The sequence below is a fragment of the Roseibium sp. genome, from assembly GCF_051016195.1.
In the GTDB taxonomy this organism is placed as follows: Bacteria; Pseudomonadota; Alphaproteobacteria; order Rhizobiales; family Stappiaceae; genus Roseibium.
Window position 1 is genome coordinate 1,890,415 of record NZ_CP134616.1, and the last position, 12,621, is coordinate 1,903,035.

Consider the following 12,621-nt stretch of genomic DNA (forward strand, 5'->3'; position numbering starts at 1 on the left):
AACAACCCGGCGGTTCAGGCCGCAATCACTCCTGAGAGGAACCCGGTGTGGCATTGTCAAAGTCGCCGCGCTCCGGAAGGGTCGAAGCTCATCACGCACGTGTGAAGGTGCTTCGGCCAGAGGCCTGCAAAAGCCACGGAAAATTAAGTCCCTTGTGTCAAAAATACGGAAAGATGTTCTCAAGGGCCCTCTACGTGCGATCGACCGCCAATTTCTGGACGAAGCGTTTTCAAGACGCTGCCTGGATGCAAATCCTGGGCAAAGGCGTCGAGCAAATTGCGGCCGGTTCAGGACCTGCTTCTTCGGAAAAAGCGGCGGCTGGACGCATGGCCGTCTCCACTTTCGCCGTTCGCGTGGCAGGTGCAGGGCTCGCCTTCCTCTCGCAGATTGTCCTGGCCCGGCTTCTGGGTGCGTACGATTATGGTGTCTATTCGGTCGCCTGGACGTTCGTGATCGTGCTCGGAGTGATGGCCTGCGGCGGCTTTTCAACCTCCGCCAGCCGGTTCATTCCGCAATACCGTCAGTCCGGCGACCTGAACGGTCTTCGCGGTTTCCTTTCGGTCAGCCGGCAAGTTGCCTTTCTGATCGGGATCGGCACCGCAGCGCTGGCTATGGCCGGGGTCTACGTGTTCCGATCGGAGATCGCGCCGAGCTATGTCGATCCGCTGGTGATCGTGTTTCTGGCACTGCCGTTTTTTGCCTTCGGACTGGTTCAGGACGGTATTGCGCGCAGCCACGACTGGCCTTCGCTGGCCATGCTTCCGACATATATCTGGCGCCCGCTCGCAATCCTGTTTTTGCTGGTTGGTGTCAGCATCACCGGCACGCCCGCAACGGCAACGACGGCTGCAGCAGTCGCAGTGGCAGCGACATGTCTTGTCGCCGCCTATCAGTATGTCCACCTGAGGGCGCGACTGCCGCGCAAAGTACCGAGCGGGCCGGCAAGGGTCGACCTGAAGACATGGCTTGCCATCTCGTTGCCGATGCTGATGGTCGAGGGTTTCCTGCAACTGCTCACCAGCGCAGACGTGATCATGGTGAGCTTCTTTCAGAGCCCGGACGAGGTCGCGGTCTATTTTGCGGCGTCGAGAACGCTCGCACTCGTCCATTTTGTCTACTTCGCGGTGCGGGCCGCTTCGGCACACCGTTTCTCAAGTTTCAAACACAAGGAAGACAGGGAGGGCCTCGCTGCCTACACCAGGCAGGCGACGCTCTGGACGTTCTGGCCCTCGCTGGCCGCGGGACTTGCGCTCCTGCTTGTCGCGCCGTTGCTGCTTCGCCTCTTCGGCAGCGGGTTCGAAGACGGTTATCCGCTTATCGCACTCTTGATGATCGGCGTACTCGCGCGCGCGTCCGTTGGTCCCGCCGATGCTCTTCTCTCCATGACCGGACACCAGAAATCCTGTGCCGGAATTTATGCGGCGACGTTTGTCGTCAATGTCCTGCTCAATCTGGTTTTCATTCCCCTGCTGGGTCTTGCAGGCGCGGCGATCGCGACAAGCTGCGCGATCCTGTTCGAAGCGACCGCTCTTTCGATTGCCGCCCGGCGGAAACTGCATGTGACGACATTCGTGTTGCCGCTCATGCTATCCGGACGGAGGCGGTCAGATGACCCCTGACAGCAGCGGGTCATCCGAAGTCGAAGCGCGCTTCTTCGATCCCCTTGATGACGAGTTGCCATTGAGTGCCTGGCAGGCGCTCGGCGATGCAGCCGCCGACCCGAACCCGTTTTTCGGCCCGTCATTCCTTAGACCCTACCTCAGGCACATGGGTGTTCGGCGTGTGAAGGTGCTGGCGGTTGAAGACAGATCGACTGGGCAGTGGCTGGTCGCGGCACCGATCCAGATCCGGCCAGCAGGTCTTCTGGTTCCGATCCCGGCAGCCTTCACGACAGATTATGGTCCGGTCGGCACACCGCTCCTGCATCCGGCCACGGTCGCCGCTCATGCGAAACGGTTTTACGAGGCGGCTGCGGGAAGGACCGGAGTTCTGCTGCTGCCCGATCTGCCGCTTGCATCAAAAGCGGCCAAACTGCTGATGGATCTTGATGGTGTAACGGGTGTTGTCACCGGAAGGTCGGAGCGGGCCTCGCACGACGGCGGACCGGAAGGACAGGTCCAATTCGACGAGGCGTTCAAGGGGAAACGGCGAAAGGAAATGAAGCGCCTTCTGCGCCGCCTTGAAGACGAAGGTGCAGTCAGTCTTGTGACCGTCGAGGGCGGCGCGGTGACGGACCGCTTCGAAGCGTTTCTCGCCCTTGAAGCGTCGGGATGGAAGGGCCGCGAGAACACGGCGCTTGTCAGCAAACCGCAAACGGCGGCCTTCTCGCGGGAAACAGTTGTCGCGGCGGCCAGTGCCGGCCATGTCCGGATCGACGAATTGCTGGTGGGTGGGAAGCTGATTGCCTCCCTCGTGGCATTCGTTGAAGGCGGGCATGTCTTTGCCTGGAAAATTGCCTTTGACGAGTCCTACGCCCGATATTCTCCGGGTGCCCAGTTGGTTCTCGACACGTTCCAGAAAAATCTGGCCACGCCGGGTTTCAGGCTGGCGGATTCGCTCGCGGTCCCGGGACATTCCATGATCGAGCCGCTGTGGCGCGGGCGGCTGGAGACCGGGACGCTGCTTTTGTCATCCGGGCCCCTGGCTGCTTTGAGGAACGGAATCTGCTCCGCGGATCTGGGCTTCGAACAGACAGTCCGGCAGATGGCCCGCACCATCAGAAACAGGCTGAAATCCTGATTGATGGTTACGAAGCTTCAGCGCGTGCCATTTCGCGGAGCTTGCGCCGAATGACCTTTCCCGTCGTCGTCATCGGCAATGAACTGACAAATTCGATCTCCCGCGGATATTCGTGGGCGGACAGATGTTCACGGACGAAGTCCCGGATTTCCGAAGCAAGATTGTCGTTGTCGAGTTCTTCCGATTTCAGGACGACAAACGCCTTGACGATCTCGGTGCGCAGGGGATCGGGCTTGCCGACCGCCGCTGCAAGCGCGACGGCCGGGTGCCGGATCAGGCAGTCTTCGATCTCACCCGGGCCGATCCGGTAACTCGCAGACGTGATGATGTCGTCATCGCGTCCGACGAAGTGGAAGTAGCCGTCCTCGTCCATCACTCCCTGATCACCGGTCACCATCCAGTCACCAATGAACTTGTCGCGGGTTGCATCCGGGTTGTTCCAGTATTCAAGGAACATCACCGGATCAGGTCTCCTGATGGCGATCTGGCCCAGTGTTTCGGCAGGCACCACTGCGCCCTCGCCGTCAATAATGGCGACGCCGTGTCCGGGCGTGGCCTTTCCGATGGCGCCCGGACGGGTGATGCCAAGAGCTGCGGCGGACCCAAGGACGGCGTTGCACTCGGTCTGGCCGTAAAACTCGTTGGCCGGGAACCCGAATTCCTGCGCGAACCAGTCGTAGGTCTCGCGTCCGAGAGACTCGCCGGCAGAGCCGACGCTGCGCCATCGAAGCGCGAAGCGCGATGCAGGGTTCTGGACGGAACGAAGCATCTTCAGGGCAGTTGGCGGGATGAAAGCGTTTCTGATCTCTTGTTGTTCAATCAGCCGAAACGCAAACTCGGGATCGAATTTCCGCGCCGCATGCGAGACAACGGGCACGCCGAGTTTCAAGGCGGGAAACAGGGCGTTCAGCAAACCACCGGCCCAAGCCCAATCGGCGGGGGTCCACAGAAGATCGTCCGCACGGCCCAGGAAATTTTGTGACAGTTCAATGCCCGGCATATGACCGAGCAGCACCCGATGGCCGTGAAGGACGCCCTTGGGCTGGCCCGTCGTGCCGGACGTGTAGATCATCAGCGCCGGGTCGTCGGGCGTCGTGGCAAGCGTCTCGAAGCTGTCACGTGCCGCTTCGATGAGAGCGTGAAAAGAACTGGCACCGGCGGCGGTTCCATCGACGGAGATGACAACATCAAGATCCGTCAGGTCATCGCGGATCAAGGAAAGTTTTTCCAGCCCGCTTGCATTCGTGACAAGGACCTTCGCACCCGAATTGGACAGGCGGTATTTAAGGGCCTCCCGTCCGAAGAGCGAGGCGAGGGGCACCGCAACGGCACCAAGCTTGTAGGCTGAAATATGGGCGATCGCCGTTTCCGGCCCTTGCGGCAGGAGCAGCGCGATCCGGTCACCTTTTGCCACACCGAGGCTCAAGAGCGCATTGGCAAAGCGGTTTGCCGACCGGTTCAGCTGCAGATGCGTCCAGTCTTCCGTTTTTCCGGACTGCAGAACGTGCCGGATGGCCAGTCTGTGCGGATCGCGCTCTGCCCATACATCGCTCACGGCGCGAGCCATGTTGTAGGTTTCGGGCAGCGACCACCGGAAGCCGGATTTCAGCGCTTCAAAATCGCTGGCATGTTGAAGCATTGTCTGCGTCCGATGCAAAAAAAATAGGCAACGGAGTGTAAGACGCTCTTTGCTGCGGTGCAATAGAGTCTTTGGTCAACGTTGTGCCAAAGGATGTGCTTGTTCCACGAGTTCGCGCAGCCGCTCATCCAGAACATGCGTATAAATCTGCGTTGTAGAGATATCCGCATGTCCCAGAAGTTGCTGGACGACGCGGAGATCTGCGCCATTCTGCAATAGGTGCGATGCAAAAGCATGGCGCAAAACATGCGGTGAAATTTTCGCCACATCGAGTCCTGCCGACCGGGCAAGGCCTTTCAGTTCACGGGCGAAATGCTGTCTCGTCAGATGCCCGCTGTCCCCGTGAGAGGGGAACAGCCACGGGCTTTTCTCGTAGGCGCCCTCTGCGGAGCGAAGTGCCACGTAGTCCTTCATGGCCAACTGCGCGGCGTGGGAGAGCGGCACCAGCCTTTCCTTTCCCCCCTTGCCCCTGATCTCGATCAGCCTTGCATCGCGCAGCGCTGCACTGACGGGCAGGGCGACAAGTTCGGAAACGCGCAGGCCCGTTGCGTAAAGAACCTCGATCAGCGTGTACATGCGCTGCGCCCGCAGCCGGGCCGCGGCGCTACGTTGCCGCTTCCGGGTTTCAGTGCGCGCCGTTTCTATGAGTGTGTCGACCTCGTCCACCGAGAGGACTTTCGGAAGACTGCCCCGTTTCTTCGGCGACGACAGGGTGCGGGTCGGATCATCCCTTCGGGTGCCTTCGGAATAGAGAAACTTGAAAAACTGTTTCAACGCCGAAAGCCGGCGGGCTTGAGAGGTTTCGGCAAACCCGCGCCGGGTAAGGTCGCTCATATAGGCCGAAATGTCGTCGGACACGGCGTCAGAGACTTTCGTGCGCCCGAGGAAGCCGGAAAAGTCTTCCAGATCTCTCCGGTATCCCGCGAGCGTATTCTCGGCAGCGCCTCTCTCGGCAGCCAGCATCTCCAGGAAATTCTCGATGTCGTAGCCCGTTGCCATCAGCGTCCGAAGCCATCCTTCTTGACCCTGACCGTGATTTCCCGCTCGCGGGGATCCACGAAATTCGCAAGCGAATAAACCGCGCCGTAGCCAAGCGCGCCGAGCAGGGCAAGCACAAGCAACAGGCGGGTCAATGTCGGCACGTCAGTCTCCCGGGACGAATCGAATATGCGAATGATCCAAAAACAAGGCCCTGTGCGCAAGCGGGCAAAGAATATCGCCGGCCGCGTTCCACCGCGTGTCTTTTCGATCGAATGTGGTACAACGCTGCATGAATAACCAAAACCAGATGACGGACCGGCCCGCATTGACCGCAGACGAAAACACAAACTCAATCGATATGGACCGGCTTCTGGCGGCGCTCGGTACGCGATCGATCGTTCTCGTCGGCATCATGGGTTGCGGAAAATCGACCGTCGGAAAACGGCTGGCGTTGCGCCTGGGTCTTGAATTTGTCGATGCCGATTCCGAAATCGAGCGTGCGGCCAACATGACCGTGTCGGAAATTTTTGCGGAACACGGTGAACCCTATTTTCGCAGCGGGGAAGAAAGGGTGATTGCCAGATTGCTGAGTGAAGGGCCCCAGGTTCTTGCCACAGGTGGCGGCGCGTTCATGAGCGAAGCGACCCGCTCGGAAATCGCGGAACACGGGCTCTCGATCTGGCTGAAGGTCGACTTTGAAACCGTGATGGCGCGCGTGAGGCGGCGCGCGACGCGCCCGCTCCTGCAGACGCCGGATCCCGAAGGGACCATGCGCAAGCTTCTTGCCGAACGCGAACCGGTCTATTCGAAAGCGGCCCTGACAGTCACATCCAAGGATGTGCCGCATGACACGGTCGTCGATCAGATCATTGTCACGATCGCAGACTACCTTTTTCAGGGCGAGGATGCGTTGACCTCGCGGATATCTCACACGTGAAATCTGGATTTGAAACGGAATGGCAGACACGATTGCGGCCACAGCCCCTTCTGAACGGACCTCGGTGCGCGTCGATCTTGGTGCGCGCAGTTATGACATCCTGATCGGACGTGGGCTGATCGAAGAGGCCGGTTCAGAGATCGCCTCAATCCTGCCGAAGGCAAGGCTGGCGATTATTGCCGATGAAACCGTTGCCGGGCTTCATTTGAGTGCATTGTCCGACAGTCTGAGCGCAGCGGGGCTCGGCCACACCGCCTACACGGTTCCGTCGGGCGAAAGCACGAAGTGTTTTGCAGAATTCGAACGGCTCTGCGATGAAGTTCTCGCCGGCAGGTTCGAACGCGGCGATGCAGTCGTTGCGCTGGGCGGCGGTGTTGCCGGAGATCTTGCCGGCTTTGTCGCGTCCGCGACACGCCGGGGGATGGCCTTTGTTCAGGTGCCGACAACCCTGCTCGCACAGGTCGACAGTTCGGTCGGCGGCAAGACCGGCATCAATTCCCGCCATGGCAAGAACCTGATCGGAGCGTTTTATCAGCCGTCGCTGGTTCTGGCCGACACCGCGGTTCTTGATACGCTGCCACTGCGCGATTTCCGTGCCGGATATGCCGAGGTCGCAAAATACGGACTGCTCGGCGATGCCGGGTTCTTCACCTGGCTTGAGGCCAACTGGAAGGGTGTTTTCAGCGGCGGTCCGGAACGGGAGGAAGCCGTTGCCCGGTCGTGCCAGGCCAAGGCGGACATCGTGGCTGCGGATGAATTTGAAGCCGGCAAACGCGCGCTGCTCAATCTGGGGCATACGTTCGGCCATGCGCTGGAATCCGCGGTGGCCTATGAAACCGAACGCCTGGTGCACGGAGAAGGCGTTTCGATCGGCATGATGCTCGCGCATGAGTTCTCGGCGCGGCTCGGTCTCATCGATGAAGAGACCGTCCTGCGGGTCCGTGCACATCTTGACGATGTCGGGCTGCCAGTGCGGGTCCAGGAGATTCCGGGTCAACTGCCAGGCGCCGACACATTCATGGACATCATTGCCCAGGACAAGAAGGTGAGCCGCGGTGCGCTGACCTTCATCCTGACACGTGGCATCGGAGAGGCCTTTGTCGAAAAAGGCGTCGATCCCGGTGTTGTCACTGAATTTCTCAAGGAGAAACTCGATCAATGACGGAAACAGCTCTTTGGCTCGCAATCGGGGCGGTGTTCGTGCTCCTGTTCCTGTCCGGGTTCTTTTCCGGCTCTGAAACCGCGTTGACTGCCGCGTCCAGGGCACGTGTGCACCAACTGGAGAAAACCGGCGACTGGCGCGCACGGGTCGCCAGCCGGCTGATTGCCTCCCGGGAGCGCCTCATCGGAGCGTTGCTCCTGGGAAACAACCTGGTCAACATCCTTGCGTCCGCGCTGGCGACGAGCGTGTTCCTGACGCTGTTCGGGGAGGCAGGTGTCGCCATTGCGACTCTCGTCATGACAGCCCTGGTCCTTGTCTTCGCCGAGGTTCTGCCGAAAACCTGGGCCATTTCCAATCCGGAGCGTTTCGCGCTCATGGTGTCGCCCATCGTGCGTTTCGTGGTGGCGGTGTTCGGCCCTGTCGTGGCCGGCGTGGAGTGGATCGTCCGCCACATCCTTCGATTGCTGGGCGTGAATGTCGGTGCGGATGCCTTCCTTCTGTCGGCCCATGACGAGTTGCGCGGTGCGGTCGACCTTCAGCATATCGAGGGCGGGCTCGAAAAGGGCGAGCGCGATCGTCTCGGCGGTCTGCTCGATCTTGCGGATCTTGAAGTGTCGGACGTCATGGTGCACCGGACAAACATGCTGGCGCTGAATGCCGAAGAAGATCCGGTCAAACTGGTCAACGCAACGCTGGCCGCGCCCTATACGCGCCTGCCGTTGTGGCGTGGTGAAAGCGACAACTTCGTCGGTGTCCTGCACGCGAAAGATCTTTTGCGCGCCCTGCATGCCGCAGATGGTGACACAAGCAAGATTGATATCCTGGACATCGCGGCTCCGGCCTGGTTTGTCCCGGACACGACCAGTCTGCAGGATCAACTCAACGCGTTCCTTCGTCATAAATCCCATTTCGCGCTGGTTGTTGACGAGTATGGCGAGGTTATGGGCCTGGTCACGCTGGAAGATATCCTCGAGGAGATTGTCGGCGAGATCGCGGACGAACATGATCTGGAGCTTGAAGGGCTGCGCCCGCAGGCCGATGGTTCGGTGATTGTCGACGGATCGGTGCCGATCCGCGACCTGAACAGGGCTGCTGACTGGAGCCTGCCGGACGACGAGGCGACCACGATCGCCGGGCTTGTCATTCACGAAGCCCGCATGATCCCCGAAGAGCGCCAGATTTTCACTTTCCACGGGTTCCGTTTCACTGTTCTGAGGCGGGAAAAGAACCGGATAACGCGCTTGCGTATCATGCCCCTGGTCGCATCAAGGGGAATAACGGCCGCTGAGCCGCAGCGTCCGGCAACCGCGCCGGTGCAGTAACCTTCCGACCGGGCAGTGCCGAACCGGCCGCGCCGGAGCGCCGCCGGTTAGCCCGGTTCCGCCGGAAACGGGCTGATCGCCGCATGTTTGCATCGGGGCCTTTCAGGCTCCGATCCTTCATTTGTGCGAACAAATCATTGGTTGTAGGGTTACCTAGCACAAGGGCTGAAAAGTCTGTGCCGTTTGACTGTTGGCTTTCTGGTTCAGGAGCCGGGCTGGGGGCGTCCTATGGCAATTTTTCTTCTTTCTTCTGCGATATCCTTCATAATTTTCAATCTGCTCATGACGGTGAAAGCAACATCCACCGGCGACCGGTTCACCATTGCAGTTGGCGGTTTTGTCGCCCGGGTCCCGAAATTCTTCAGTTTTGTCTGTGCGATTCTCGTCGTCGTCTTCTTCTGCATCCTGTTCGTCTACCTGTCGTTTGTCTGGATCATCAAGCCGAGCCACAGCCTCTACAGCGTCTACGCTCTCTTCACGTCGCGGCTGACGACATCGACGCTTCTGGGGTTCGTTTTCGGCGGGCTTTTCGCGATCTGGCTGCGGCGGATCTACAAGAAGAAACCTGCTGGAGAAGAGGCGAAGTTCACGATTCCGGAGAAGTTCGAGGCCGCGCTGCTGTTCGTGCTGTTCATCCTGGGCACGACGTCCTACACCGTCTCCGATCTGTTGAGCGGGCTCCAGGTGGATTCACCGGTGGTGAAGTTTCAGCTTCAGTCCACTGCGAGCGTATCAGGTAATTCTGATCGAGGACCGCAGGCTCAAGGGGCGGTCGACGACCTGTCAAGGATGAATGCGGCGGAAAACTCCGATCGCGGCCTGCAACCTGCGCTGACCTTGCGCTACATGTACGCTCAAGTGGGCCGCGATCGCGACTATCTGGTGCACCACGCAAAGTCCTTCGTGACAGGCTACGAACAGAAATGCCTTTCGGAAGAGATTGACGACCTGTACTGCACCGAGGAAACAGCCAAGAAATACAAAAACATAAACGACACCAAAGCAAAAATGGAAATAGTCGAAAACAGCCTGCAGTATATTTTCGACAGTTACATTGGATGCCTGTCCGCGTCGGAGGTCATCCTGGAGGATGAGCACTATTTTGACAGGGCCTTTTCAGAGATCATTCCGAACATAAGAGAATTTTATTGGGCTTCCGCCAAGTCGGTCGGGCCTCCCGAAAAATCCAATGAGGGTGGACGAAAAACAACGCTTGAGCTGGAAACCGCGCTGGCGGCCACGATCGCACCCGTGGCCTCACATGTTCTCAACGTTGCGGACTATGTCGGACAGAGAAGAGATACGCTTGATCCGGAGCAACTCGATCGGTACGACGACAGCGTCGTTCGGGCCCTGAAGCAGGCCGAGAGCTGCAAACTGGTCATGGAGCGCCTTGAAGAGACAGAATCCGACGGGAATCAGCCGGGTGACCAGAGATATGACCTGAGACTGTCGATCGATCAGGTTTCGATCAAGCGGCCCTATCTGGCGATTGTCTATGCCATGGCTCTCGCGCATGTGAATGACTTCGAGACCGGCATTACCACTCTCGACCGCTGGATCCGGGTGGAGCTTGGCGACAGGAGGACGCTCTCCGCGCTTGATATCGACGATATTCGTTTCTGGTATCTGCTGCGTGTGAGAAGCATGCAGATTGCGCTTTACAAGGAATGGCGGCTCCGCTCCCGGTACCGGACGCTGCAGCGGCCGATCCAGCGTGAAGCCTTCAATCAGCTTATCGACCTTCTGGACGATACAAGAAAGCAGATGAAAAAGATCCCGTCCGTGGAAAGACGTGCAAGGTATTTCCCGAAGCCGACATATGACGGTGTTCCGGGCCGCACTCTGGAAGCTGTCGGTTTCCTGCGTCAGCCCCCCTTCAGCGGATGCGGCACAATTCAGTCCGATGCCGAGAGCGAGCTTGTCTATCCGAACGACAGGCTCATAAGTGTCTACTATCACGTTCTTTACGTTTCCGGGCTCTACGGAATGGAGCACGAAGAATATGAATCGACGCGTTCTGCAATCGTGAACGAGACCCTTACCGAGATTGCGAATACGGATTTTTCCTGTTTGTCGCTGCCGGAACGGGAAACGCAAATCTTCCGTGCGGAGGTATTCCGCGCCTATGGTCTGGCGCGCATACAGGAAATCAAGCTGCGCAGAAATTTCGACGAAGCCTACTCGCAGTGGCTGAAAGCCAAACTGGAAATTGCAAGCCAGGCGTTCAAGGTGGCCCGAAACATCATTCACGACCAGGCAGAAGATGACCGGAAGCTGAGAGCGACATCAAATGAACTGAAAATCCGGCTCAGGGTGTCGCATTCCGAATGGTTGCTTCGAGATCTCAACAGCTGGATTGATCGGGTCGATCTGCTGCGTCAGCAAAATCAATAGACCCGATGCGCGTTCGGCTGCGAAGGATCATGCAAAGGTGCGGGCGCTTAAAAAACAAAGGCCCGCACGAAGCGGGCCAATTGTTGCACTGTTTATCCGTCAATTCACGGGATCAGAAACGGTGCCTCAGCGAGAACCGCAGTTGCCAAACCCAACTGGATCATCAGCGATGTGATCAGAACTTTCACTTTTCTGCGCTCCTTTCCGGCGTTTTCAGTACCGCCTTATACCATATGAACATGAACGCTGCCTGAACAGTTTTGTCCCAGGGACCGCATAATCATATCCATGCTCACCTTTATATAGCACATTTGGGCCGGAATTTGAAGATGTACGCGCAAAATTGCCGATGAGCCGATGCGTGCGCCGCTCGTCATCTGACCTCTATGGCAAGCGCATGCACGCCGTTTTCGAACTCCTCGGACAGGGCCTCGTTGATGGCTCTGTGCTGCGCGACGCGGTTCATTCCCTCGAAAGACTTCGCGGCAATTTGAACCCTGAAATGGGTTTCGCCACCTTCGCGCCAGCCGCCATGACCCCTGTGCTGCTCGGATTCGTCAATCACGTTCAGGGTTTCCGGCGAAAAGGCTTTCGTCAACTTGGCAGTAATCGTGTCTTTTGTGCTCATATCGGCCAACGTGTGGTCAGAGTTTGAAATGTCAAGTCTTTGCCGGTTCGGCGAGGCCTGATAAAGTGTCAGGCTGTTCTGCTTCGCCCGGGTGACGGCAGCGGAAATTAGCTTTGGACACCGGGGAAATGCAACACCCGGCGGGTTGCCCGCCAACAGATAGAGTTCGATATTCGACCGCATGAAACTTGACTCAAAACTTTTCGACAGTATCCGGGTGAAGCCGGACAAAGAGCGCGCCGCGGAGGACACACATCCGGTATGTGATCACCCCGGCTGCAAGCGGCCGGGCATGCACCGGGCGCCGAAAGGGCGCGACAGGGAAGGGCAGTATTTCAACTTCTGTGTCGATCACGTCAGAGAGTACAACAAGTCCTACAACTATTTTGTCGGAATGGGTGACGACGACGTCCGGTCCTACCAGAAAGACAGTCTGACCGGCCATCGGCCGACCTGGAAAATGGGCGTGAACAAGCAGGCCGCGGACGGTCCCGACGGCCATGATCCGCGTGCACAAATGCGCGGCCGCGCCCGCCAGTGCGCCGAACAGGTGCGACAACCTCGCCAGCGAAAGCTACTAACGCTTGAAAAACGGTCCCTGGATGTGCTCAATCTGCCTTACACAGCCCGTGGCGCGGAAATAAAAGCGCGCTATAAGGAGCTTGTAAAATTGAATCATCCGGACGCAAATGGCGGCGACCGATCTTCCGAAGACCGACTGAGGGAGATCATTCAGGCCTACAACGTCCTGAAAAAGGCTGGTTTCCTTTAAAGCGGTAGCTCCCTGCCGGCTTTTCCCAATTGATCCTTCCCGGT

Annotated in this window: 11 protein-coding genes; 7 read left to right on the forward strand and 4 right to left on the reverse strand. The window is 58.6% G+C overall.

Translation table 11 applies throughout. The features are described from left to right. The first annotated feature begins 326 nt into the window (after positions 1–326). Positions 327–1,619, forward strand: a complete 1,293-nt coding sequence (locus tag RDA78_RS08790; RefSeq protein WP_434054945.1) for a lipopolysaccharide biosynthesis protein — start codon at positions 327–329, stop codon at positions 1,617–1,619. Continuing rightward, the gene (locus tag RDA78_RS08795; protein ID WP_434054946.1) at positions 1,609–2,739 is read left to right on the forward strand and encodes a GNAT family N-acetyltransferase; all 1,131 of its coding nucleotides are present in this window, start codon (positions 1,609–1,611) and stop codon (positions 2,737–2,739) included. The genes RDA78_RS08790 and RDA78_RS08795 overlap by 11 nt, the downstream gene beginning before the upstream one ends. 7 nt (positions 2,740–2,746) lie before the next feature. On the opposite strand, the gene RDA78_RS08800 is transcribed toward RDA78_RS08795, so the two are convergent. The 3 genes from RDA78_RS08800 to RDA78_RS08810 form a co-directional block, all read right to left on the reverse strand. Next, the gene (locus RDA78_RS08800) at positions 2,747–4,378 is read right to left on the reverse strand and encodes an AMP-binding protein (RefSeq protein WP_434054947.1); all 1,632 of its coding nucleotides are present in this window, start codon (positions 4,376–4,378) and stop codon (positions 2,747–2,749) included. A gap of 75 nt (positions 4,379–4,453) precedes the next feature. Then, entirely contained in the window at positions 4,454–5,377 is a 924-nt protein-coding gene (xerD, locus tag RDA78_RS08805; protein WP_434054948.1) for a site-specific tyrosine recombinase XerD, read from the reverse strand. Continuing rightward, a complete protein-coding gene (locus tag RDA78_RS08810; protein ID WP_306141973.1) occupies positions 5,377–5,520 on the reverse strand; it encodes a hypothetical protein in 144 nt (47 codons plus the stop codon). Before RDA78_RS08810 ends, xerD begins: the two co-directional genes overlap by 1 nt. A 146-nt stretch (positions 5,521–5,666) precedes the next feature. Between RDA78_RS08810 and RDA78_RS08815 the strand changes: the two genes are divergently transcribed. The 4 genes from RDA78_RS08815 (at position 5,667) to RDA78_RS08830 (ending at position 11,177) form a co-directional block, all read left to right on the forward strand. Next, complete coding sequence (locus RDA78_RS08815) at positions 5,667–6,296, forward strand: shikimate kinase (RefSeq protein ID WP_434056124.1); 630 nt, start codon at positions 5,667–5,669, stop codon at positions 6,294–6,296. A 19-nt stretch (positions 6,297–6,315) separates the two neighbouring features. Next, a complete protein-coding gene (gene aroB / locus RDA78_RS08820) occupies positions 6,316–7,458 on the forward strand; it encodes a 3-dehydroquinate synthase (protein ID WP_434054949.1) in 1,143 nt (380 codons plus the stop codon). Next, positions 7,455–8,780 carry an HlyC/CorC family transporter gene (locus tag RDA78_RS08825; protein WP_434054950.1) on the forward strand — a complete coding sequence of 442 codons (1,326 nt, stop codon included), beginning with the start codon at positions 7,455–7,457 and terminating at the stop codon, positions 8,778–8,780. Before aroB ends, RDA78_RS08825 begins: the two co-directional genes overlap by 4 nt. Before the next feature lie 228 nt (positions 8,781–9,008). Further along, positions 9,009–11,177: a hypothetical protein gene (locus tag RDA78_RS08830; RefSeq protein WP_434054951.1), complete on the forward strand. Its 2,169-nt coding sequence runs from the start codon at positions 9,009–9,011 to the stop codon at positions 11,175–11,177. Between the two features lie 373 nt (positions 11,178–11,550). Here the strand turns inward: RDA78_RS08830 and RDA78_RS08835 are convergent, their stop codons facing one another. Then, positions 11,551–11,988, reverse strand: a complete 438-nt coding sequence (locus RDA78_RS08835; protein WP_434054952.1) for a BolA family protein — start codon at positions 11,986–11,988, stop codon at positions 11,551–11,553. Between RDA78_RS08835 and RDA78_RS08840 the strand changes: the two genes are divergently transcribed. Next, complete coding sequence (locus tag RDA78_RS08840) at positions 11,987–12,577, forward strand: DnaJ domain-containing protein (protein ID WP_434054953.1); 591 nt, start codon at positions 11,987–11,989, stop codon at positions 12,575–12,577. The genes RDA78_RS08835 and RDA78_RS08840 overlap by 2 nt on opposite strands. Positions 12,578–12,621 lie beyond the last annotated feature (44 nt).

Excerpts from the sequence above, each read along its gene's own strand:
- RDA78_RS08790 (WP_434054945.1), top strand. The coding sequence starts at position 327 with ATGGCCGTCTCCACTTTCGCCGTTCGCGTGGCAGGTGCAGGGCTCGCC.
- RDA78_RS08795 (WP_434054946.1), top strand. The coding sequence starts at position 1,609 with ATGACCCCTGACAGCAGCGGGTCATCCGAAGTCGAAGCGCGCTTCTTC.
- RDA78_RS08800 (WP_434054947.1), bottom strand. The coding sequence starts at position 4,378 with ATGCTTCAACATGCCAGCGATTTTGAAGCGCTGAAATCCGGCTTCCGG.
- xerD (WP_434054948.1), bottom strand. The coding sequence starts at position 5,377 with ATGGCAACGGGCTACGACATCGAGAATTTCCTGGAGATGCTGGCTGCC.
- RDA78_RS08815 (WP_434056124.1), top strand. The coding sequence starts at position 5,667 with ATGACGGACCGGCCCGCATTGACCGCAGACGAAAACACAAACTCAATC.
- aroB (WP_434054949.1), top strand. The coding sequence starts at position 6,316 with ATGGCAGACACGATTGCGGCCACAGCCCCTTCTGAACGGACCTCGGTG.
- RDA78_RS08825 (WP_434054950.1), top strand. The coding sequence starts at position 7,455 with ATGACGGAAACAGCTCTTTGGCTCGCAATCGGGGCGGTGTTCGTGCTC.
- RDA78_RS08830 (WP_434054951.1), top strand. The coding sequence starts at position 9,009 with ATGGCAATTTTTCTTCTTTCTTCTGCGATATCCTTCATAATTTTCAAT.
- RDA78_RS08840 (WP_434054953.1), top strand. The coding sequence starts at position 11,987 with ATGAAACTTGACTCAAAACTTTTCGACAGTATCCGGGTGAAGCCGGAC.
- RDA78_RS08835 (WP_434054952.1), bottom strand. The coding sequence starts at position 11,988 with ATGCGGTCGAATATCGAACTCTATCTGTTGGCGGGCAACCCGCCGGGT.